A 20,861-nucleotide genomic window follows, 5' to 3' on the forward strand; every position below is an offset into this window, starting at 1 on the left:
TCTCTAACTATAGAATTGATTAATATATACTTCTCTATCTTAATACTCATATTTTAGAAAATGACTTAACCCCTTAAAAATTAAAGATTAATAATTAATAATGAAGAATTTAGCAAGAAATTCTCTCTTAGTGGATTTCTTAAAATAAAATTTATTCTAAAAAAACTCCAAAGGCTTTGACGGTAGAGCTTTAACCATAATTCTTCATCTTTAATTCATCATAAAAATTTTATTATGAAAATTAAAATTATATATAAGTTAAAATTCCATTATGGAACCCTATAAATATCTTAGTTATAATTTTATTTCCTTATTTCTTTAATTCTGTACAACTAGTATCCTCAAAATTCAAACTTCCCCATTTACACATTTCTTCTAGAATAGGCATAAGAGATAATCCTTTTTCTGATAAAAAATATTCTACTTTTGGTGGAACTTGATGATATTCTTTACGGACTATGATATCGTTAGACTCAAGCTCCTTTAGTTGACTACTCAACATCTTATGAGTAATACCTTTAACAGATTTCTTTAGTTCTCCATAACGCATAATTTTACATTTAGATAGCCAAAACATTATAACCATCTTCCACTTACCACCAATTATAGATAGCGTATATTCAAATGGTGCTGAGTATACTTCTATTTTTTCATCCACTTCACTCTCTCCTTTTGGTTAGTATCTTACATTAAAGTGCATACTATCTTTTTATTATTATTTATATAATAATATATTCAAAAGTATTTTGTAAAATAATTTATATTATGAAAGGAGATTATATTATGAACAAATTTGTAGAAATAAAACCTGAAGAGTTAAATAAAAGTCCATTTCAACTTATAGGCACAGATTGGATGCTCATTACAGCTGAAAAAGATAATAAAGTAAATACAATGACTGCCTCCTGGGGTGGCTTTGGTGTTATGTGGGGTAAAAATGTAGCCTATATTGTTATAAGACCTCAGCGTTTTACTAAAGAATTTGTAGATAACTCTGATACTTTTTCTCTAACATTCTTTGATAAAAGCTTTAGAAAACAATTAAGTTATCTTGGAACTGTATCCGGTAAAGATGAAGATAAGATTTCTAAATGTAATTTAACAGTTCAACATTTAGATAACACTCCATATTTTGAAGAGGCAAACCTTGCAATTATATGTAAAAAACTATATGCTCAAGATTTTAAACCTGAATGCTTTATCGCAAGCGAACTAGATGAAAAATGGTATCCTGAAAGAGATCATCATACAATATATATAGCCGAAGTAGAAAAAGTTCTTATAAAAGAATAGTTAAAAAGTGTTACACAAGCTTTACTTGTGTAACATCTTTTTTTAACCAATTGATTCTATCATTAAAGTTTCTTTACTTTTATTTACATCTATCTTTGATATATGCTTTAATTTAATTATTTCATTTATATTTTCATATTACTTATATAAAACCAACCATCGGTATGTATTGTTGAAAATAAAAAGCATATAATTAAGTAGTTTCTTTCTTCTTAATAAATGTAAGGATCATAGCTAAGATCGCTGATATAATGCTTACATTTAGTTGTATATTTAAACTTAGTCCATTTATTAAAGTTTCTAGTAAAATAACTATGATCATTGATATTGTCATATTGCTAGCTAAAGATTTCTTTTCTATTGATAACCAAATTCCAATAATACCTACTGAAGCTACAATTATAGAAGTTATTATAATTTCCTTTATACCGAATATTATCATTGAAAATGATATTGAGTCATTTAATATAGGTCTTATGCTCTCTGTAATCGAAAATACTTCTGTAACTATTATATATCCTAATATCATAAAAATTGCTGTAAGTATTCCTATAGAAAAGAATCTTAAGGATAGTTCCTTTCTACTTATATTTTCTTTTGATACTTTAAAATGCATCATTGAAGATAAAGCTGTAAATAATAATACTTCAACTCCACGTATAAATTTAAAAATATTTTTATATATTTGCATATCTGCGTTATTCTCAACTCTTGAAACTACAGCCATAAAATATATTAATATAAATAGTCCTATAATAGATATCTTAAATAATTTAAAATAGTATTTTTGCTGCTCTTTTGTTATTAAATTTAACATCTTATAAACCCCCTTCACTTATTAATAAGTAAGATATAAAACAATTTTTTATCTTACTCGCATAATTCTTTATATCTTCTAATAAAATCTGACATCATTTCTTCCGTAATAATAGGTACCCCCATATTTTCAAGCATATGCTTTAAAAACTTTATTTTCTTTACTATGTCCTCGGGGGTTCTCTGAAATATAATTGGTGAGAGCCATATATTAGTTAACATCATTATAACTTCTGCAACTTCCTGTGGATATTCTGACTTTAATGATCCATCTATTTGTCCCATTTCAATTATATCTCTGATTATTGGAACTACACGATTCATCATTTCTTCAATATTTCCAAATATAAAGTATGGATCTTTACATTTTGATTTTATAGAAATATCCATTAGTCTACTTTCATCATCATTGATACTGTACATAACCATCATTCTCAGCTTCTCTAATGCAGTTAAATCTTTTCTACTTAAAATAATTCTATTTATTTCAGAATTAACCCTTAAAAATTTTCTATCCAAAACTCCCTGTAAAATTTCTTCCTTTGATTTAAAATGATGATAAACTGCCCCTTTACTCATTTGCAATTCATTTATTATGTCTTGTATGCTAGTCTTTTCATATCCCTTTTCTATAAATAACCTTGCAGATATATCTAATATTTGTTCTCTAGTTTCTTCTGGGCATTTATTTCTTGCCATTACTTATCACTCCTCTTACATACCACCGGTCGGTATGTATATTTTATTTCACATTTTTCTAAATGTCAATCAGCATAAATAGAGTCATTCTAAATTCCTCTACTAATGTAAATTATATCTATAAATAAGTCCATCATCTCCATGTGGACGTTTAGATTTTAAAAAATCTAATTTTTCAAATACATTTTTGGATTTAATATTGTCCTTATATACTTCTTCAATTACTGCATGAGCATTTAATTTATGTCTTGAATAATTTACAAATCCACGAGTAATTTCTTTAGCTTGCCCCTTATACCAATGTACCTGACCTAATCTAAATCCAATCTCAAACTCACTCTCTTTCTTTGTCTTAACAATGAAAGCCATTCCCACCTTTAATTTTTCAATTATAGTTATCATATTTAAAGTATAGATTATAAAATATCGATATTTTATACTTGTTATAAATTAAAAATATTTTTTATAAGTGAAACTATTTTTATAGAAATCATCGTCTAATGATTGTAAAAGGCGTAAATAGAATACCTTGATGTGGAGGTGAACAACATTGGACTTATTAATACATAAGACGAGAAAGGGAGATCAGGAAGCCTTTATTAAACTGATGGAAATAAATAAACAAGCTATGTATAAAACGGCAAAGGCTATTCTTAGAAATGATGAAGATGTCGCTGATGCTATGCAAGAAACAATACTCGCTTGTTACACCAATATTAATAAATTAGAAAAAAGCAAGTATTTTAAAACTTGGCTTATAAAAATTCTTATTAATAAATGTAATGACATAATGAGGAAAAACAAAAATATCTTATGTGTAGCTGAAGTTGAGGAAGGTAGCTACTGTGATGATTTTACTGAAAATATTAACTTAAGAGAAAGCTTTAATCACTTAGGTAAAAACTATGGCCTATTGATGACCCTTTATTATATCCATGAATTTAATATAAGAGAAATTAGCAATATGTTAGATTTAAATGAAAATACAGTGAAAACTAGATTATCTCGTGGACGAGAATATTTTAAAAATGCTTATTTAAAGCATGATGAAGGAGGTCTTACCTATGAACAAAGGTCAGGTAAATAAGGAAATAAGAAAAGAGCTAGAAAAAGACGTAATTATTCCTGACATAGTCAATGAAAAAATTAATACTGCTTACGATATTATACGAAATATTGATGTGAAAGGTAAGGGTAATGACATGAAGAAAAAAACTATTATAAAATATGTGGCCTCCACCGCTGCATGTGCTTTGCTAATAATTGGACTTGGATTTGGATTAAGTAATACAGCCTTAGCTGATAAGATACCTTTTATTGAAAATGTATTCAACTTGTTTCGTTCTGATTCTAACTTAAATTATAAAGAGAATTTTGCCAAGGGTAATCAAGGGGATTATGCTGAAACTGTAAATGTTACTTCAAATAATAAAGATATTGATATAACTATTCAGGACATCTATTGCGATGGAAACAGTATTTTTGTTACCTATATTGCAGAAGTTAAAAATAATAAATTTATTGACTCTGAGATCCTTCAAGTAAAACCAACCATAAAAATTAATGGTAAAAAAATGGATATGGTGGACACTCTTCTTTTAAAAAGATTAGAAAATAACACCTTTGTGGGAATGCATCATTTGACCTTAATGTATTATGATGGTGATGTTACTGACAAACTTAATGTGGATATTAATATTTCAAAAATTATTGGTTCATACGATGCCTATTTAAAAGGTACAGTAACCAATGCAAAGATAAAAGGAAATTGGCACTTTAATTTGGATGTTAAAAATGATACAAGCAGAAATAGCATGCTTGAACCAAATATAGAGAGCAATGGAGCAATCTTAAAAAAGGTTACTATAACTCCTGGAACTACTGAAATTGAAGTAGACATCCCTCATAGCATGGGACCAAGTGCCTATATGTTAGCTTGTGATAATGAAGATAATAAATTAACCCCAGTTCGTGGGCAGGGTTTCCCTAGTGAAATTGGTATTTTAAAACATATGATATTTGAAAGCTCTACTGAAAACATAGAGTATATTACAATTAAAATTGTTGATAAGAGTACTCAAGATTTAACTCAATTAGCAGAATTCAAAGTTGATTTAAAATAACTAAAATTAAAATCTATTATAAGTTAAAGTAGGAAGCTTTGCTTTTACGCAAGCTCTCCTACTTTAGTGAAACTTTCCTATTTGGTAATTACTGTTGCAATATTGTAATGCAATTACTAAAATCACTCAATTGTGAAAAATCTGAAAAACTCCCTTAGCGAAATTCTATCCTCTATGTTATACTATTAGTGAGCAAAGATAGATTTTTAATTTAATATCAGAAAATTCAAAAATTCTATCTTTACAAATTAACACATTAAACTAAAGAATAAATTATGCTATACAGAAAAAACAAAAATCCATTTTATGCATAGCCGAAGAGACAATAAAATTGATTAATTAATCTCTTGTAAAACAAACATTAAGGGTAATAATTTTAATTTATATTTTATTTGGGGGTAATTTAAAATGATTTCAAATGATATGGTCAAATTTGGAAAAAGACGCTCTATTATACGTGATATTTTCGAATATGGAAAAATTAGATCAAAAGAAATAGGAGCAGAAAATGTATATGATTTTAGTTTAGGAAATCCTAGCATTCCAGCACCAAATTGTGTAAAAGAAACTATTATAGACTTACTAGAAAAAGAGGACTCTATACTTTTACACGGTTACACATCAGCTCAAGGGGACGTTAATGTTAGAAAAACAATTGCAGATTTTATCAATAACAAATATGATACAAAATTATGTGCTGATAATATATATATGACTGTTGGAGCAGCTGCATCTCTTACTATATCTTTAAAAGCATTGGCTGTTCCAGGAGATGAATTTATTGTTTTCACTCCATTTTTTCCTGAATATCGTACTTTTATTGAAAGTGCTGGCGGAAAGCTTGTTGCGGTTCCATCTAATGAAGATGATTTTCAAATTGATATAACAAAATTTACTGAGGCAATAACACCGAAGACTAAAGCGGTTGTTTTTAACTCTCCTAATAACCCTTCTGGTGTAGTTATATCTAAAGAAAATGTCATTTCACTTTGTAAAGTACTTAAGGAAAAATCAGCGGAATATGGTCATCCTATATATTTAATTTCAGATGAACCTTATCGTGAATTAGTATATGATGACATTGAGATTCCATACCTAACAAAATACTATGACAATACCTTAGTTTGTTATTCCTTTAGTAAATCTCTTTCATTACCAGGAGAAAGAATAGGATATATTGTTGTATCTAATGAGATGGAAGATGCAGAAGATGTATATGCTGCAGTATGTGGTGCAGGAAGAGCACTTGGATATGTATGTGCTCCAAGTTTATTCCAACGAGTTATTGCAAAATGTATTGGTGAAACTTCTGATATTGCTATTTACAAAAAAAATAGAGATTTACTTTATAATGGCTTAACAGAATTAGGTTTCCAATGTATAAAACCAGATGGCGCATTTTATTTGTTTGCTAAATCAATGGAACCAGATGCTAATGCTTTCTGTGAAAAGGCAAAAAAACATGAATTATTATTAGTTCCTTCTGATGATTTTGGATGTCCAGGCTACGTAAGAATTTCTTATTGTGTTAAGACTGAACAGATAATTAACTCTATGCCAGCTTTTGAAAAACTTGCTAAAGAGTATAAATAGTAAGTAGTTACTATATCAAAGGAAAGAATTAGATAATTTATAGTAATTTTATTTAACAATTTTTATAATAAAAAAGCTTTTTATATAAGATAACCGCCCAATAACTAACAAAAGTAATTGGGCGGTTTTTAGCATTATATAAACGAATTTTATATACATTTCTTTAAAAAAACTAATTGCTTATTTCTCATGTTTAAAGATAAATTTATAAGTATATCTCCTGATATCATTATCCATGAAGTTATCTTAAATTTAGTTATTAGAAGTATTAATGTGCTTAAATTTACTATTCTAAAAAATGTCTTAGATTTAGTTTTCATATACACATACTTGCCTATAAAAGAATTGGCATCCTTTAAGACAACATACAATAATGTATATTTAATTGATACCGCAATAACTCTAATATATGCTATTTTTATATCATAATTTAATAAATTTAAAACTTCTAAAGAGGCCAAATATGCAATTGCCATGATGATAATGTTTTTAGAACAACACATATAATAACCAACTTTTCTATAGTTCTTAATCAATTTAAATTTTTCATTTCCATATTCATTTAAAAGCTTTAATTTATTTCCTAGGACTAACGTTCCTAAGTATGTAACAACTACAGTACCAGCAGGGACACATGCTACTAAAACATATAAAATAACCTGTGGTTTTATATATTTAAAGCTCCATGAAGTAGCATATCCTTCAAATTCTTTTATAAAGCTATACCCTATAAGCTTAGAGAAATATATATCTATAAATATCATTAATATACAAGCAAATATGGAACAATAAACCATATCATCGATAATTTGGCCATCCTTTTCTATGAATATGCTGCACATGAGCCCTAGTATCATGCTTTGACTCATCCAAATACCTGCTCCGATATCCCCTATTACTAATATTATAATTGTCAATGATGTTATTGCTGATAATGCTGTATATTTAAATCCACATTTTAAATATATAAGGCTAATAATTAAAGGAACCATTATATCTAGATACAGTGAATATCCAATACCAGTCCCTATAGCTATCACGCTTAGTACTACAAACAACGCAGATAACATAGCCGCTTCTACCATGTCTTTTGTTTTAAACATTTACTCACCTTTTTCTATAAACTATAGTTTTTCTTAAGAAAATTTAATGATTTAATTTTTTCGTACATTTTATAAGAATTGTTTTCTGTTATTATACAAAGATTTATAGCCTAAATTTAAAGATAAAAACACAGTTATACAAACAGAAGTGCAGATTGCAATCATAATAGCTATTTGATACATAATAGCTGTGGTAGGCACTGTACCAGATAATATTTGTCCTGTCATCATTCCAGGTAAAAAAATTATTCCCATTCCTACCATGGAATTTAGTGTAGGAATTAAGGCGGTTTCTAAAGCATTATTAGCAAAAGGCTTCAAAATATCTTTAGGGTCTACTCCTAAATTGAGTAAAGTATTAATTTTATTTTTTTCTTTGTTTATGGAATCCATAAAGGCTTTTATTCCAATATTTATTCCAGTCATAGCATTACCAATTATCATACCTGCTAAAGGTATAGTATATTGAGGATTAAATATAGATTTATTAATCACTATAGCCACAAAGAAGAATAAAACAAAAATCCCTGAAAACGTTAAAGAAGCCCCTATTGCAATTTTAAAATTATGATTTAAGTCCTTTCTGCTTTTAATTACCCTATTAATAGAAAATATTATCATAAGTACTAAGAAAATTACAGTAAATATAGGCTTGGGATTGCTAAACATATATTGAAGTATATAGCCTACAATCACAAGTTGAACTGACATTCTTAAACTTGCAACTAAAAGAAGTTTTGTTTGGTTAACTTTTGATTTTTTCATTATTAATAGCACAATAATCAGTAATAAATAAATAAGTGAAAACTGGAAAATACTCAGTGCAACTATGGATTCCATCTGCTACTCTCCTTTACAATTTCAACTTTATTTTCACAAAACTCTTCAACAATATCTTTATCGTGGCTTACGATTACCATATCAATATTTTTTTCTTTACAGAAGTTTATAACATTTTTCATCACTTTAAGACTGCTTTTTTCGTCTAAGGCTGAAGTTGGCTCATCTAATAATATGACCTTAGGACATAATGATAAAAAAATAGATATGTAAACCCTTTGGCGTTCTCCACCAGAAAGGGTAGATGCATTTTGATCTAAAGGAACATTTACATAGCAAAGCTCAGTAATGTAACTAATATATTCTTTCTTAGGCATAGGTACTTGCCTTAGAGAATAAAAAGCTTTAAAATTATCTAAAATACTTTCATCAAAAAGAAAAGGTTCTTGAGAAACTAAGCTTACCTCACGTCTTAAAGCAATAGGGTCATATTCTTCTATTGCTTTACCGTTATATAACAACTGTCCAGACACTGGACTTATAGAATTATTCAATAACTTTAAAAAAGTGCTTTTACCACTTCCACTCTCCCCAACAATAAAATTAATTTTATCTTTTTCAATTGCTACATTATCATAAGTTAAATTATACTTATAAATAAGATTGTTTGCTTGAAATAATTGTTCAGCCAATATTTCACCTTCCTTGATTTATATTAAAGTTAACACTAAACCTAATATATCCGATAGTCTCAATGCACAAAAAAACATTAACCTCATATTTGATTATTAAAATAAACCTATTATAATTAATTATACAATTTAAAATTTATAATAGTATCATACTTTCACCCATCCAAATACCTGCTCCTATAGCTCCTATTCCTAATATTATAATGATTAATGATGTTATTGCATTTATGCATATCTATCTACTCCTACCCCTATTTTTTACAATTTATTATTTTTTATTATATAAGCAAATAATTATTCGGAATATTATAGGTTATTACAAAACATATTTCAAGTTTAATAATTATTGAAACATAATATTAAGGTTTTATCTACGTTAACAAAAACATTAATATTACCTAAAAAATAGCTTAAGATAAATTATCATTAATTATTAAACCACGCATTATTAAGCATCTTTATACCTTCAACAATCTCACTTTCACTCATGCCTGCAAAGCCAAGTAAAATCATATTATTAGAGTATTTTTCTAATCTCATCCAGTACTTTGATACTGGATACACTTTAATACCATAATCTTTAGCTTTTTTTATTATTTCTTCTTCACATAGTCCATTATTCAACTCCAATAAGATATGCAAGCCTGCATTCTTACCATGAATAATAACATTATCCCCCATTAATTCATGGATTGTATGAATTAATATATCATGTTTTCTTTTGTTTGAAAGACACATCTTTCTTAAATGACTATCCCAATGACCTAAATTCATAAATTGTTGAACTATTTTTTGTTCAATTAATGGAACAGACGTTTGATATCTACTAAAAAGCTTATCATATCTTACTAACCATGATTGTGGTAATACCATGTAATTTAAGCGCAAGCTAGGTGATAAAGATTTTGAAAATGTACCTATATATATAACATGTTCTTTAGAATCAATACCTTGTATTGATGGAATTGGTCTTGAATTGTACCGTAACTCGCTATCATAATCATCTTCAATTATAACTCCATTTTTTCTTATAGCCCAATCTAAAAGCTTCAATCTTTTTTGAATTGGCATCACTGATCCAGTTGGAAATTGATGCGAAGGTGTTACATATACTACTTTTGCAAAACTATTTTCCAATTGCTCAATATTAATTCCATCAGTTTCTAGCTCAATGGGAACAACATCGTATCCGTTATTAATAAATATATCTCTTGAACCGGTGTACCCTGGATCTTCAAAAGCTATTTGGTTAAAATGCTGCCTAAATAGCTGGCATATTAAGCTTAAGCAATGTTCAATACCTGAAGAAACAATAATCTGTTCAGGATTACAATAAACACCTCTTGATTTATTTAAATATTTCATAATTTCTATCTGTAATTCCAGTTCACCTTTACTGTCATTATATGATGTCATATCCTCAGAACTCAAAGATGCTAAACATTTATTTGAGATTCTCTTCCATAAACGCAGCGGAAAATCAGAAGCGCTTAGGGTTCCATATTGAAAATTATATTTATAACTTTCATCAGAAGCCACTTTAGATAATGTATTTTTATATGTTTCAATATTCTTAGAATCTTCTTTCTTTAGTTTTAAGATTATACTACTATCTAATTTTTCAACAATAAATCCGCTCCCTGCTTTACTTGTAACATATCCTTCCGAGTATAGCTGTAGATAAGCACTTTCAACTGTGTTTCTACTGATATTTAATGTTGTTGCAAGAGCTCTAGTAGAAGGCAGCTTACTACCTTCAGAAATTTGTCCAGAAAGTATATCTTCTTTTATTTGTTCATAAATTTGCAAATATAATGGAACTTTTGAATCATTGTGTAAAACGATCATATAAAAAGCACTCTCCTTATAACTGTATCCTATAAAATAAACAAAATTGGCACTTTTGATAATTCCACATTGATTGTATAATTGCTTTATTCAAAAGTCAATGAACACACAGTTAAGATTTTTTATTGACATTTTGTAATATGTAAAAAATAGTTTACTGATTTATAAGAAAGGTGAGAGATGAATGAGTATAAAATATGTAGTTATTATTCAGTGCCATATTGCACATAGAAGATGTAGTGGCTTTGCTTGCACAAATGCTTTTTACAATAAGGACGAAATTTTTAGAAACTATGATGACGATACTAGATATATTTCTTTCACATGTGGTGGTTGCTGTGGAAAGGGAATTGCTGCTAAATTAGAGCATCTTTCTAAAAAATTAAGAATTAAAAATAATATAAGTAAAGATGAAGTTGCCATACACTTATCTTCTTGTATGACAACGGACAATAATCACTATGATAGATGTCCTCATCTTGACTATATTAAAAATATTGTTTTAAAAAAAGGTTATGAAAATGTTATAGAAGGATCTTTCGTATCTAAAAACGCAAAAAGAAAAAGGGATGAGGGTACTTATAAGTGCTATGACTAATGTAACTAATATATAATTTATAGAATTTTAAGGAGGAATAGAAATGTTAAATGAAAAATTGCTTGAGGTCATTTCTCATGAAGGAGTAGTAGCTATTGCATCTTGGAGCAATAACGAAGCTCATGTAGTTAATACTTGGAATTCATATATTAATGCAACTGAAGATGGTAGATTATTAATACCAGCTGCTGGCATGCGTAAAACACAAAAAAATGTGGAATTAAATAATAAAGTTAAAGTCACTATAGGAAGTGAAAAAGTTATGGGATATAAACGCTTAGGAACAGGATTCTTAATTGAAGGAACTGCAAAATTCCTTGAATCAGGTTTAGATTTTGATATGATGAAAGAAAAGTTTCCTTTTCTAAGTAGAGTGCTAGAAATAACAGTTTCATCTGCCCAACAAACACTTTAGATATTACACTACTAAAATTTAAATAAGAATCCACTAGCTTAGTTGGTGGATTCTTATTGCTAGAATTTTGTGCACCTTAGTTTGTCAGTAGAAATTCACTAATATTATTATATTAGATTCAAAACTTATTTTTTATTTCTAAGTTAATTATTTATCCCAATATGTAGGACGAAGTAATGATATTGGTAGCTTTGTATTAGAGTCTCCCTTAGCAGAATTAATCTGAGCTTGCGTAATAAATATACTATTTGTGAGATTAGCTCCTCTTATATCAGCATCTCTCAAATCGGCACCAATAAGGTCTGCACCACTTAAATCCACCCCTCTAAGGTCTGCTGCAATAAGAAATGCCCCCCTCAAATCTTCTCCTTTTAGATTAACTTTCTTAAGGTGTGAACCAATAAGATTTAGCCTTCCGACAATTGTATTCTTACGTTTTAAAGTAGTTTTTTGTCCTTTACGAGCTCTATTTCTCACAAGTTCACTAGTCTTTGAAAGTAGTGCATTAACTTTATTTCTGTGTGATACTACATCTAGTTCTATGAGAGAATCAGCATCTAAATTAGTAATCCTCATAGTTTCACTTATCATGCAGCTAATTTCCTCTTTTATATAGCTATCATACTGCACCCTTAGTGCTTCTGTTAGATACCATAGCATTTCATGAAGCTGCCTCATAACCAAAAACACATCAAACATTTGCTTTGCAGTTTTAGGATTATTTCTCCAATCACGTCCCTTATATGTAATTTGAGCAACTTTTTGTCCTGCTCCAAAGCATTCATAAGCAGTACATCCTTTAAGCCCTTTTTCTCTAAGCTCTTTATGAACAGCACATTTAAAATCAGATTGCAAATTTATACAAGGTTTACCTGCATCTTTATCTGTTGGAAACCCCTCAGAAGCCGAAAAATACAATGCAACACAGCAAAACCCAAAACATTTTTCACAGTCAACTCTCAAATTTTCATATAATTCCTTATCATATTTAGCCTCATCTTTATATGACATATCTATTGTCACCCCATATTCCTAAAATATAAATAATTTTGACCTTTAAATTATATCATAGCCTTATATATTACCCTTATATACGTCTCTCATTTTATGCGTTTCTATATCCGCTAATCTTGTTGGAATGGGAATATGACTTTCTTTAGTTACTAAACTCTTTATAATTTGTGTTGAATCTTCTAAATCTATATGATTACCAACAGATAAAAAAATAGGCTTTACATCTTTATGCGTTCTTAATACACGTCCATAAATCTCACCATGAATCACTATATCTGTATATGCACCTTCTATATTTTCAGGCATTATAAAATCTGTATTATCTACTTTATAATAACTTTTTGCCACACCAATTGTAGGTTTATTTAGATATATTCCTGCATGAGTAGCTATTCCCATATGCCTTGGATGTAAATATCCATTACCATCAAAAATATATAAATCAGGCTTGCTCTGTAATTTCTCAACTGTTTCTAATACAAGTGGAAGTTCTCTAAATGCCAAACAGCCTGGAATGTATGGAAATTCTATTTCCCCAACTGAATGTACGTTTTCAATTACCTCTTTTGTAACTGAATCTATTACAACAATACAACACACTGCATATTCATAATCTCCTTTTTTCCAATATGCAAGGTCTATTCCTGCAACTTTTGATATGGATTCAATTTCAATTTTAGAATTTATTATTATCTTTTCACTTAACTTTTCTTGAATATCAATGTACTGTTCTTCATTATAAATTTTATTTTTAATTATCTCATTCATAATTTCTACCCCTAATATCTATTATTATCATCATTAAATCTTTTGTAGATCTCTTTTATTATAGACAGAATTTATCAAGAAAGTCTTGTAAAATTTTTTGGGTAGCGGCACCTGCATAAGGTATTCTTTCTTTAACAAGTTTTATAAAAGAAGGATTTGATAAAACAAACGCCTTACCTATTTCATTATTAAAGCTTCTTAAAGAATCTATACATATATCAAATAACTCTTGATCATTTATGGTTAGCATTTTAGCAATAATATTTAATTCATTTTCATTAATGTCATTATCTAAGCAATAAATTAGTTTTTTTTGCCATTCTAATGGCTTGCTCAATATATTTTTTGATAACTCTTCCCAATCTTCAGAAGAAAATTGAGTTAACATGTCTTGAGCAATTAAAAATCCATCATTATACCATGAATTAATTGTGGTTTCTTCATAAAGAAAATTATCTAAATCTTTATACATATAAAATCACCTTTCTTAAAATTTAAAGATATTTAAAAGCCTGATGGTTTTGGGGCATCAATTGTTCCAGCCGGATAACCAGAGATAATATCATCCTCATAATAAATTGGCTCTCTACACTCACCAACTACACAATCAAGCATTTCTTCAATATTTTCTCCATCTTTACATAGAAAACCATCTGTATATCTGTAAAATGTTTCATTTTCTGTCATAAGCATAAGTAAATTTCCCCTATTAGCAATTCCTATTGGATATACAATATCATTAATATCATATTCCTCAAATATATCATTAAAATATTCACCATCCAGATTATTACCAATAGCCTTAATTGAATTAAATTCAATTACTTCTTCAATATTAATAGTTCGCATTTCTTTCTTGAAATTTATTTGCAACATACCATAACTTTCAAAAAACTTTCGAATTTTTTGAGGCATATCAATTCTTTTTTCTTTAAAAATTGTTTCTATTGAATCAATATCAATTCTTCGTTCCTTTGACCAACCAGCTTGCATTAATCTATTCAAAGTAACAGCCTTCATATAGTTTCACTCCTTTATATTATTTCTTGGAGATCATATAATCTTTAAAAACTACCTCATTGAAATTAATAGTTTATTGTAATATTTTCAAATACTTTCTGTTTTCTCTCTGAATTATTATTTTTTATATTTATTTCATAGCTATGAGATTTATAATAATTGTGTTCTTTATAATGTTTATCATAAGGAACTTCTTCCTCAATTATCTCAACTTCTATTGCACCAATAAAGCACATAATAACTTCTACAAATAGAGTTAACATCTCAATATGGGTTAGATTGCGTAATGCTCCCTCATATACAACATTTCCAAATGTATCACTTGTTGTATATATATTTTTTACACTTTCATCAATAAACATTATTTCTTCATTTTTTATGAAAATTGAAGTTTGATTTCCATAGAAACTAATAAATAAATTTTGTTTATCTCCATCAAAACATATAAATTGAATTGGTATATCTGACATTATTTCAATTTCATTATCATCCTCAGATAAGGTTTCTATGATTACATTTGAATCATTATCAAATTTAGTTATAAGATATTTATAAAGTTCTTCATTAGAAAATTCCATGCACCACTCTGAACCATAATCTATTTTTTCTTCTTGCATTAATCAAACACCATCCCTTTTATAAATTGATTTACAGAATACTTTAACTGACATCTAGTACATCCTCGTGTTCTTGGTCTAATCGCTAGAGCCATTATAATGTTTGCATTAGTATTACATCCTAGTTATCCAAATACTAAATTCTGTACATATTAGAAATATCATATCATTTATCATACTACCTTTACCTCTGCTAAGCTTAGCTTTTTATATTCCTAAAATAGTTGATACTACTCCAAAACTATTTAGCCAATGTTCTTTCGAGAGAGGATCTTCTGATTAAATGCTCCTTTTATCATATTGTAGCACCAAGGCTAATCCAATTAATGCAATCATATGCTGAAATGAATATCATTTTCTTTCTTTATTACGATCATCTTATCACTTATAGATATTTCTAAAATCATTAGTATCTGTTTAAACTGTATATGGTATTTCTATCTTTTTGAGTATAATCTTACAGTTCGAAACTATATAAAAAATTTCATGAAGCAAAAATGACTTTCAATTGCTTTAGAAATCTTTTAACCTTTAATTATTTAACACATTGACCATTATCCCCTTCTATTTCTTTGAATAAAAAATAGAGCCAATGCTTCCTTCATTAGAGTATTGGCTCCATTATCAATTACAATATGTTTTATTTTTTATCACAATTACATTTAATAAGAGGAAGAATATATTATATGGCAGTTTAAAACTATTTTTAGTTTCATTAACTTAAAATTATTTTTTATCTTATCTGCCACTCTACACCCTTTCCCCATTGCTCACTACATGCAGTAAGTTGTTCATTTTACTTATCGAGTTTATTACACCTCTTTAAATGCTTATTTTTCAAATTAAATTATTGTTAACTTTACAGAAAATAAACTACAACTCTCCTTATTCAAATCCAATAACCATCCATTCATCTACCACATCCCAAAAGTCAATATTATATCTAGGTTGGTTGTTTGAGAACCATAACGTAGCATTATTATTGTCACAGTTAGTATAGTCAATAGCAACATAACCGCCCATGCCACTCTCGAAAAATCCAAATGTTGTTCTTAAATCGATTTTAATTGGTTCTTCTAGAGCATCTATAATTCCCCATTCATCATCATTGAAATATGTTACAGATTGTCTAGGTACTAATCCCATTGACTGACTTGCATAATAATAAAATCCATCATGAACATTTTCATAGAATCTTCGAACTGACTCAGGTATTTTACTCCAACTCATTTCTAATTTAGGATTATTAAATTTCTCTTCAGGGTTTCCTCCTTCATAATACTCAATCTCCCCATCTGATACTTTTATGCTATACAAAATAGAATATTTACCATCATATTCTATCAAATCAATCTCCACAATATTTTCATATAAATAAGACATAGTATTTCTTAACTCAATACCCGAATATTTCTCCCATATACTTAAGATATTTTTTATTCTACACTTAATATCTTTTTCTATAAAAGCCCTATACCAGTCGCTTGGTATTAACTTAGAGTCAATTTCTTTAATATTTACTAACTGAATACTTTTATGATATTTTCTTAAGAACTCTAACTTATTTTCGATAATACTAAACAACTCCCTAACTCATAAATTTACTACAGCCACCTCTTACTTAACTGCATCATAAACTAAATTTTGAAAATTTGAAAATATCGTTTGATTGTTTATAGGTATTCTATGAGACATTTTATCTCTTATTGTATATTCAGCCATACACTTTATATCATTTAAATGTACCTATACCTTTTTTCCTCCAATTATAATTTCAAATGATTTAAATATTTTAGTATTATTAAACATGTATTGAATAACCTTCATATTATTTCATACTATATTATCGGATTTAGTTTATAGTTAAGTACCTTTTAAGAAATAATTATATTTTCTTAAATTAATGATATTGCACTATGAAGGAACTCCTACTGTTATCATGCTAACTCCAAAATCAAATAATAAATCTTCAAATGTTATTTCTTCATCTTCTAGATTTTTTCCATTAATAAAAGTTTCAGTATAGACAAGAATATACTGAAACTTTTATATTATTTTATATTATAAATTATAAATACTATATTTTCTTTCTGTCTAAACATAGTTCTGATATCAAATTTTTTATGAAATCTATAGTAAGTTTAGTCCTCATAGTCATCAAATTGTATAAAAATTTTGTCTTCAGAAATATTTAGTTCTTCTATATATATTTTTTTTATTTTATTTCTTAATTGCATATATATCTTTTTATCTTTCTTTCTATTATGCACTTCTAAATTAACAAATATCGCTTCTTCTATTTCTTTTCCTTCAAAATATAAAGGATAATTATCTTCAAAATTAATTTCAACACCAGTTTGATTTAAACAATTCTTTACACAACTCTCTATTTTTTTTATTATATTATTTTTCTTTTCTTCTGTAATTATCACAGTACTCTTATTTATTACCTCTGATAACACTGTATATCCCTCCTATAATAATCCTCTATTTTAAATATGAGACACATCCTATATATTCAATATTATTACTTTGTACAATATCCTCTTCATGCTCATAGTCATATAAAAGAATTATCGAGTTCACTGATCTATCAAGTACATTTTTGCCTAATAAATTCCCAAATCTACAGGTAATTGTATCACTATAAGAAAATGGCCTTAATAATGTCTCAATTAATGTCATTTTCTGATCATAAAATTCATACTCTATAAAATCTTCATCTGTATGTCCAAAGTCAAATTCATTTGCAAATTTTGAATATATTTGATCTCCGTCTGCTGTATATCCTACACATAAATATTTTTTTAATTCTACTACAGAATTAAAATTTCCAATCCATAAAGATACTTTGCCTCGCTTTTCCATTTCTTCCTCCCCTAATTAAAATGTAATAATCCTTTTGGCAACATGTTTCTTCCACCTTTTAATTTTTTATCCAACCATGTTGCAAAATTTTTCTTAACTTGGAATCTTTCCATATCTCATCTAATTCTTTAGAAATTAATGAATTTAAAAACTTATTAATTTTGCTATTTGCTATAAATAGTATACCTTTATATGTTACTCTACAAGGATTACTTGCTCTCTTGACTCAAAGTCCATCTTATTAGATTTTACTTCCACAATGTAGCATTTCCAATATATCTTATATAAAAAATAATGAACTAGCCTACTTATTTTTCAGCTAGTTCATTTTGTTTTTTCTCACTGCTTAATTAATATTATGCAGTATTAAATTTTCTTACTCTTATTGATTTAACTATATTCTGTTATTACTATTTTTTATGTAGTTAACTGAATTATAGTTTTGCATCCTAGGTTATTCAATCTCTAATTCAAGTGAACCATTTACTTCTATTATAATATTAACTTCTATTTCTACATAATTATCAAATTCAATTAAAATATCACTATCATCTATTTCTTTTACTGTTGCTATTGCGGTAATATTCGAAGATTTATTAATGAATTGAATAACTACATCTACCACATTTTAAAATTTTGTTATATAAAATCAATACTAAAGATTTCAATCTCTACCTAAACTTCTATCCGCCTCAATTTGAAGATGTGTGGTTTTCGGTCCCATATACTTTTGTGCAATCTTAAGAATCTGTTTATCGTTACCTAATATTTCCAGAACAGTAATTGAAAAAATATCCATTAAGTGCTCATCTTCACAATTAGATACTTCTTCAAAATAATTAAAAATACCTTCTAATAGCTTAATGTTTTTATTTTCACTTATTAGCTTAATAATATCAGGCATAAAAATATCTTCTATTACAACAGTCTCTAATAACAATCCATTCTCTTCTATAGATTTTCTATACTTATTCTTTGTTAATGGCAGAAACTCTAACATTACACTGAAAAATTCTTCTGATTGTTTACTCATATCTTACATCTCCCTTATTTAAAAAGATTTATTGCAATATCTAAATCATTTAATCCTAACTCATCACTATTTAATATTTTTTTAATCCAATAACTCTTTCTTTTTCCTTTACTAAATGCTTAGAAGAACCTTCACTGAACTCTTTCACCAAAGCAGACGCTGTTCCGCCATCACCCATCGTTGCAAAAAGTAATTTTTTTTGTTTAACCTAGATATATAAAACACCAAATATTTCGAATAAAATATTTGGTGTTTTATATTAGTAAAATGAAAAATACTACATTATGTTTAAGTAGTATCTAAATAATTCTTCATAGTGCTTTTTAGCTGTTGGATACTGCTTTATTAATTGTTCATATATTTTATTAAATTCCTTTAATAAAAGTGAAAAATTATATACAACTACAACCGCTCTATTGAAATTTACATCTGAAACAATATTAATTTTATTATAATCTTCACTTAAATAAAAAACATTATATAATTCCTTTATATTTTTCATACATATCGAATTCTTTTGGGGTTTATCTAAAGAGAAATACTTTAATTCACATTCACTTTCTATAACTTTAGTCGCCTCTACTTTAGCATTTTCTCCTTCGCACTTTCTTAATTTTCTTTGCACATTACTATCTACTTTTATTTCTTCAAAATTTTTTACGCATATTATATAAAGTACACATATAGCATACTCTTCTTCACTAAAAGTTCCAATCTCAAAATTATTTCCTCTAATACTCTTCACTATTGTCCATCCAAGGTCACTTTTTCTACATTTTATATATACTTCTTGCTCGATAATTCCACAATTCATATAAAATATATCTATACTATTAGTATTCTCAATGACTCCATAATTACTTTGAAATAATTCTTTAAATTCATTATTCAATTTTAATCATACCTTTCTTAACTAAGTCTGTTATATCTTCTAATAATCCTTCTTTTAACAACTCTTTAACTGTATATAACTGTCCATTTGATTTTCTTTTTGATTACAATTTCTTTTTAGCCCATCAATACCTTATCTTTATTATCTATTACAATTAAATCTCTATTATTGTATACATTTATTTTACGGCTTTAATGAGCTTTTTTTCTTTATCTCACTACATTATTACAATTATGCAGTTAATTATTTTAATAATTTCCATATCTCATCTCCAACTCTACTTAGTGGTTCATTAACTTTTATTCTTTCCTTAACATCATTTTTCCATATAAAGAACTCTGATAATCCACCTCTTGCTGGATATAAGTTCTTACGAATAGTTTTTATTTCATTAATAATATCCTCAGAATTGGAATATTCATTATTAATATTTTCTCTTAATAGATTAACAACATACCTTACTTCTGATATTTGATAATCTATTTCACCTTTTCCATATTGTTCCATTACATTAAGCAATTCACTAAATAGTTCTTCTAATTTATCTACCATTTCTTTATTATCCATTTATAATCTACCCCCTTTATTGTATTTTGAATTCTTTTAATACCTCTAACTCTGTAATCTTCCATGATTCTGAAATAAAAATTTGATTACAACTTTCTCCACCTCGATATCCAACTTGGCCT

At 27.5% G+C, this 20,861-nt stretch carries 26 protein-coding genes; 6 read left to right on the forward strand and 20 right to left on the reverse strand.

Going from position 1 to position 20,861, the window contains the following annotated elements:
* Nucleotides 1-310: 310 nt before the first annotated feature.
* Entirely contained in the window at nucleotides 311-658 is a 348-nt protein-coding gene (locus tag B3603_RS07170; protein WP_291562546.1) for a winged helix-turn-helix transcriptional regulator, read from the reverse strand.
* Nucleotides 659-783: 125 nt separating this feature from the next.
* On the opposite strand from B3603_RS07170, the gene B3603_RS07175 reads away from it, so the two are divergent.
* Nucleotides 784-1,293 carry a flavin reductase gene (locus B3603_RS07175; RefSeq protein WP_291562548.1) on the forward strand — a complete coding sequence of 170 codons (510 nt, stop codon included), beginning with the start codon at nucleotides 784-786 and terminating at the stop codon, nucleotides 1,291-1,293.
* A gap of 193 nt (nucleotides 1,294-1,486) precedes the next feature.
* Here B3603_RS07175 and B3603_RS07180 read toward each other — a convergent pair whose 3' ends face one another.
* From B3603_RS07180 to B3603_RS07190, 3 genes are all read right to left on the reverse strand, one after another.
* Nucleotides 1,487-2,110: a hypothetical protein gene (locus tag B3603_RS07180; protein WP_291562551.1), complete on the reverse strand. Its 624-nt coding sequence runs from the start codon at nucleotides 2,108-2,110 to the stop codon at nucleotides 1,487-1,489.
* Between the two features lie 53 nt (nucleotides 2,111-2,163).
* On the reverse strand, nucleotides 2,164-2,808 hold the full coding sequence (locus B3603_RS07185) for a TetR/AcrR family transcriptional regulator (protein ID WP_291562554.1): 645 nt from the start codon (nucleotides 2,806-2,808) through the stop codon (nucleotides 2,164-2,166).
* A 102-nt stretch (nucleotides 2,809-2,910) separates the two neighbouring features.
* Complete coding sequence (locus tag B3603_RS07190; RefSeq protein WP_291562556.1) at nucleotides 2,911-3,210, reverse strand: GNAT family N-acetyltransferase; 300 nt, start codon at nucleotides 3,208-3,210, stop codon at nucleotides 2,911-2,913.
* A 148-nt stretch (nucleotides 3,211-3,358) separates the two neighbouring features.
* Here B3603_RS07190 and B3603_RS07195 point away from each other — a divergent pair, with 148 nt between their 5' ends.
* The 3 genes from B3603_RS07195 (at nucleotide 3,359) to B3603_RS07205 (ending at nucleotide 6,524) form a co-directional block, all read left to right on the forward strand.
* Nucleotides 3,359-3,895, forward strand: coding sequence for a sigma-70 family RNA polymerase sigma factor (locus tag B3603_RS07195; RefSeq protein WP_291562559.1), 537 nt, complete (start codon nucleotides 3,359-3,361; stop codon nucleotides 3,893-3,895).
* Entirely contained in the window at nucleotides 3,873-4,931 is a 1,059-nt protein-coding gene (locus B3603_RS07200) for a DUF4179 domain-containing protein (protein WP_291562562.1), read from the forward strand. Before B3603_RS07195 ends, B3603_RS07200 begins: the two co-directional genes overlap by 23 nt.
* Nucleotides 4,932-5,339: 408 nt before the next feature.
* Nucleotides 5,340-6,524: a pyridoxal phosphate-dependent aminotransferase gene (locus B3603_RS07205; RefSeq protein WP_291562566.1), complete on the forward strand. Its 1,185-nt coding sequence runs from the start codon at nucleotides 5,340-5,342 to the stop codon at nucleotides 6,522-6,524.
* Nucleotides 6,525-6,673: 149 nt separating this feature from the next.
* Here B3603_RS07205 and B3603_RS07210 read toward each other — a convergent pair whose 3' ends face one another.
* From B3603_RS07210 to B3603_RS07225, 4 genes are all read right to left on the reverse strand, one after another.
* A complete protein-coding gene (locus B3603_RS07210; RefSeq protein WP_291562568.1) occupies nucleotides 6,674-7,627 on the reverse strand; it encodes a hypothetical protein in 954 nt (317 codons plus the stop codon).
* Nucleotides 7,628-7,696: 69 nt separating this feature from the next.
* The gene (locus B3603_RS07215) at nucleotides 7,697-8,467 is read right to left on the reverse strand and encodes an ABC transporter permease (RefSeq protein ID WP_291562569.1); all 771 of its coding nucleotides are present in this window, start codon (nucleotides 8,465-8,467) and stop codon (nucleotides 7,697-7,699) included.
* Entirely contained in the window at nucleotides 8,455-9,099 is a 645-nt protein-coding gene (locus B3603_RS07220) for an ABC transporter ATP-binding protein (RefSeq protein WP_291562572.1), read from the reverse strand. The genes B3603_RS07215 and B3603_RS07220 overlap by 13 nt, the downstream gene beginning before the upstream one ends.
* Nucleotides 9,100-9,525: 426 nt before the next feature.
* A complete protein-coding gene (locus B3603_RS07225; protein WP_291562574.1) occupies nucleotides 9,526-10,947 on the reverse strand; it encodes a PLP-dependent aminotransferase family protein in 1,422 nt (473 codons plus the stop codon).
* A gap of 184 nt (nucleotides 10,948-11,131) precedes the next feature.
* Between B3603_RS07225 and B3603_RS07230 the strand changes: the two genes are divergently transcribed.
* On the forward strand, nucleotides 11,132-11,545 hold the full coding sequence (locus tag B3603_RS07230) for a CGGC domain-containing protein (RefSeq protein ID WP_291562576.1): 414 nt from the start codon (nucleotides 11,132-11,134) through the stop codon (nucleotides 11,543-11,545).
* Between the two features lie 43 nt (nucleotides 11,546-11,588).
* The gene (locus B3603_RS07235; RefSeq protein ID WP_291562578.1) at nucleotides 11,589-11,960 is read left to right on the forward strand and encodes a pyridoxamine 5'-phosphate oxidase family protein; all 372 of its coding nucleotides are present in this window, start codon (nucleotides 11,589-11,591) and stop codon (nucleotides 11,958-11,960) included.
* A 147-nt stretch (nucleotides 11,961-12,107) separates the two neighbouring features.
* Here B3603_RS07235 and B3603_RS07240 read toward each other — a convergent pair whose 3' ends face one another.
* The 12 genes from B3603_RS07240 to B3603_RS07295 form a co-directional block, all read right to left on the reverse strand.
* A complete protein-coding gene (locus B3603_RS07240; RefSeq protein WP_291562580.1) occupies nucleotides 12,108-12,971 on the reverse strand; it encodes a pentapeptide repeat-containing protein in 864 nt (287 codons plus the stop codon).
* A 63-nt stretch (nucleotides 12,972-13,034) separates the two neighbouring features.
* Entirely contained in the window at nucleotides 13,035-13,742 is a 708-nt protein-coding gene (locus B3603_RS07245) for an endonuclease V (RefSeq protein ID WP_291562583.1), read from the reverse strand.
* A gap of 58 nt (nucleotides 13,743-13,800) precedes the next feature.
* Nucleotides 13,801-14,214 (reverse strand): hypothetical protein, encoded by a 414-nt coding sequence (locus tag B3603_RS07250; RefSeq protein ID WP_291562586.1) that lies wholly within the window; start codon nucleotides 14,212-14,214, stop codon nucleotides 13,801-13,803.
* 32 nt (nucleotides 14,215-14,246) lie between these two features.
* On the reverse strand, nucleotides 14,247-14,762 hold the full coding sequence (locus tag B3603_RS07255; protein ID WP_291562589.1) for an SUKH-3 domain-containing protein: 516 nt from the start codon (nucleotides 14,760-14,762) through the stop codon (nucleotides 14,247-14,249).
* A gap of 65 nt (nucleotides 14,763-14,827) precedes the next feature.
* A complete protein-coding gene (locus tag B3603_RS07260; RefSeq protein ID WP_291562593.1) occupies nucleotides 14,828-15,379 on the reverse strand; it encodes a hypothetical protein in 552 nt (183 codons plus the stop codon).
* An 885-nt stretch (nucleotides 15,380-16,264) separates the two neighbouring features.
* Nucleotides 16,265-16,963, reverse strand: coding sequence for an SMI1/KNR4 family protein (locus B3603_RS07265; protein WP_291562596.1), 699 nt, complete (start codon nucleotides 16,961-16,963; stop codon nucleotides 16,265-16,267).
* A 557-nt stretch (nucleotides 16,964-17,520) separates the two neighbouring features.
* Nucleotides 17,521-17,841, reverse strand: coding sequence for a hypothetical protein (locus B3603_RS07270; protein ID WP_291562598.1), 321 nt, complete (start codon nucleotides 17,839-17,841; stop codon nucleotides 17,521-17,523).
* A 25-nt stretch (nucleotides 17,842-17,866) separates the two neighbouring features.
* Entirely contained in the window at nucleotides 17,867-18,247 is a 381-nt protein-coding gene (locus tag B3603_RS07275) for an immunity 22 family protein (protein ID WP_291562599.1), read from the reverse strand.
* A gap of 454 nt (nucleotides 18,248-18,701) precedes the next feature.
* Nucleotides 18,702-18,872 carry a hypothetical protein gene (locus B3603_RS07280; RefSeq protein WP_291562601.1) on the reverse strand — a complete coding sequence of 57 codons (171 nt, stop codon included), beginning with the start codon at nucleotides 18,870-18,872 and terminating at the stop codon, nucleotides 18,702-18,704.
* Nucleotides 18,873-18,911: 39 nt separating this feature from the next.
* Nucleotides 18,912-19,280: a DUF7674 family protein gene (locus B3603_RS07285; RefSeq protein WP_291562604.1), complete on the reverse strand. Its 369-nt coding sequence runs from the start codon at nucleotides 19,278-19,280 to the stop codon at nucleotides 18,912-18,914.
* Nucleotides 19,281-19,557: 277 nt separating this feature from the next.
* Nucleotides 19,558-20,172, reverse strand: coding sequence for a hypothetical protein (locus B3603_RS07290; RefSeq protein ID WP_291562607.1), 615 nt, complete (start codon nucleotides 20,170-20,172; stop codon nucleotides 19,558-19,560).
* Nucleotides 20,173-20,415: 243 nt separating this feature from the next.
* Complete coding sequence (locus tag B3603_RS07295) at nucleotides 20,416-20,739, reverse strand: hypothetical protein (protein WP_291562609.1); 324 nt, start codon at nucleotides 20,737-20,739, stop codon at nucleotides 20,416-20,418.
* Nucleotides 20,740-20,861: the final 122 nt, after the last annotated feature.

Source organism: Clostridium sp. UBA2485 (assembly GCF_002341865.1).
In the GTDB taxonomy this organism is placed as follows: domain Bacteria; phylum Bacillota; class Clostridia; order Clostridiales; family Clostridiaceae; genus Clostridium_J.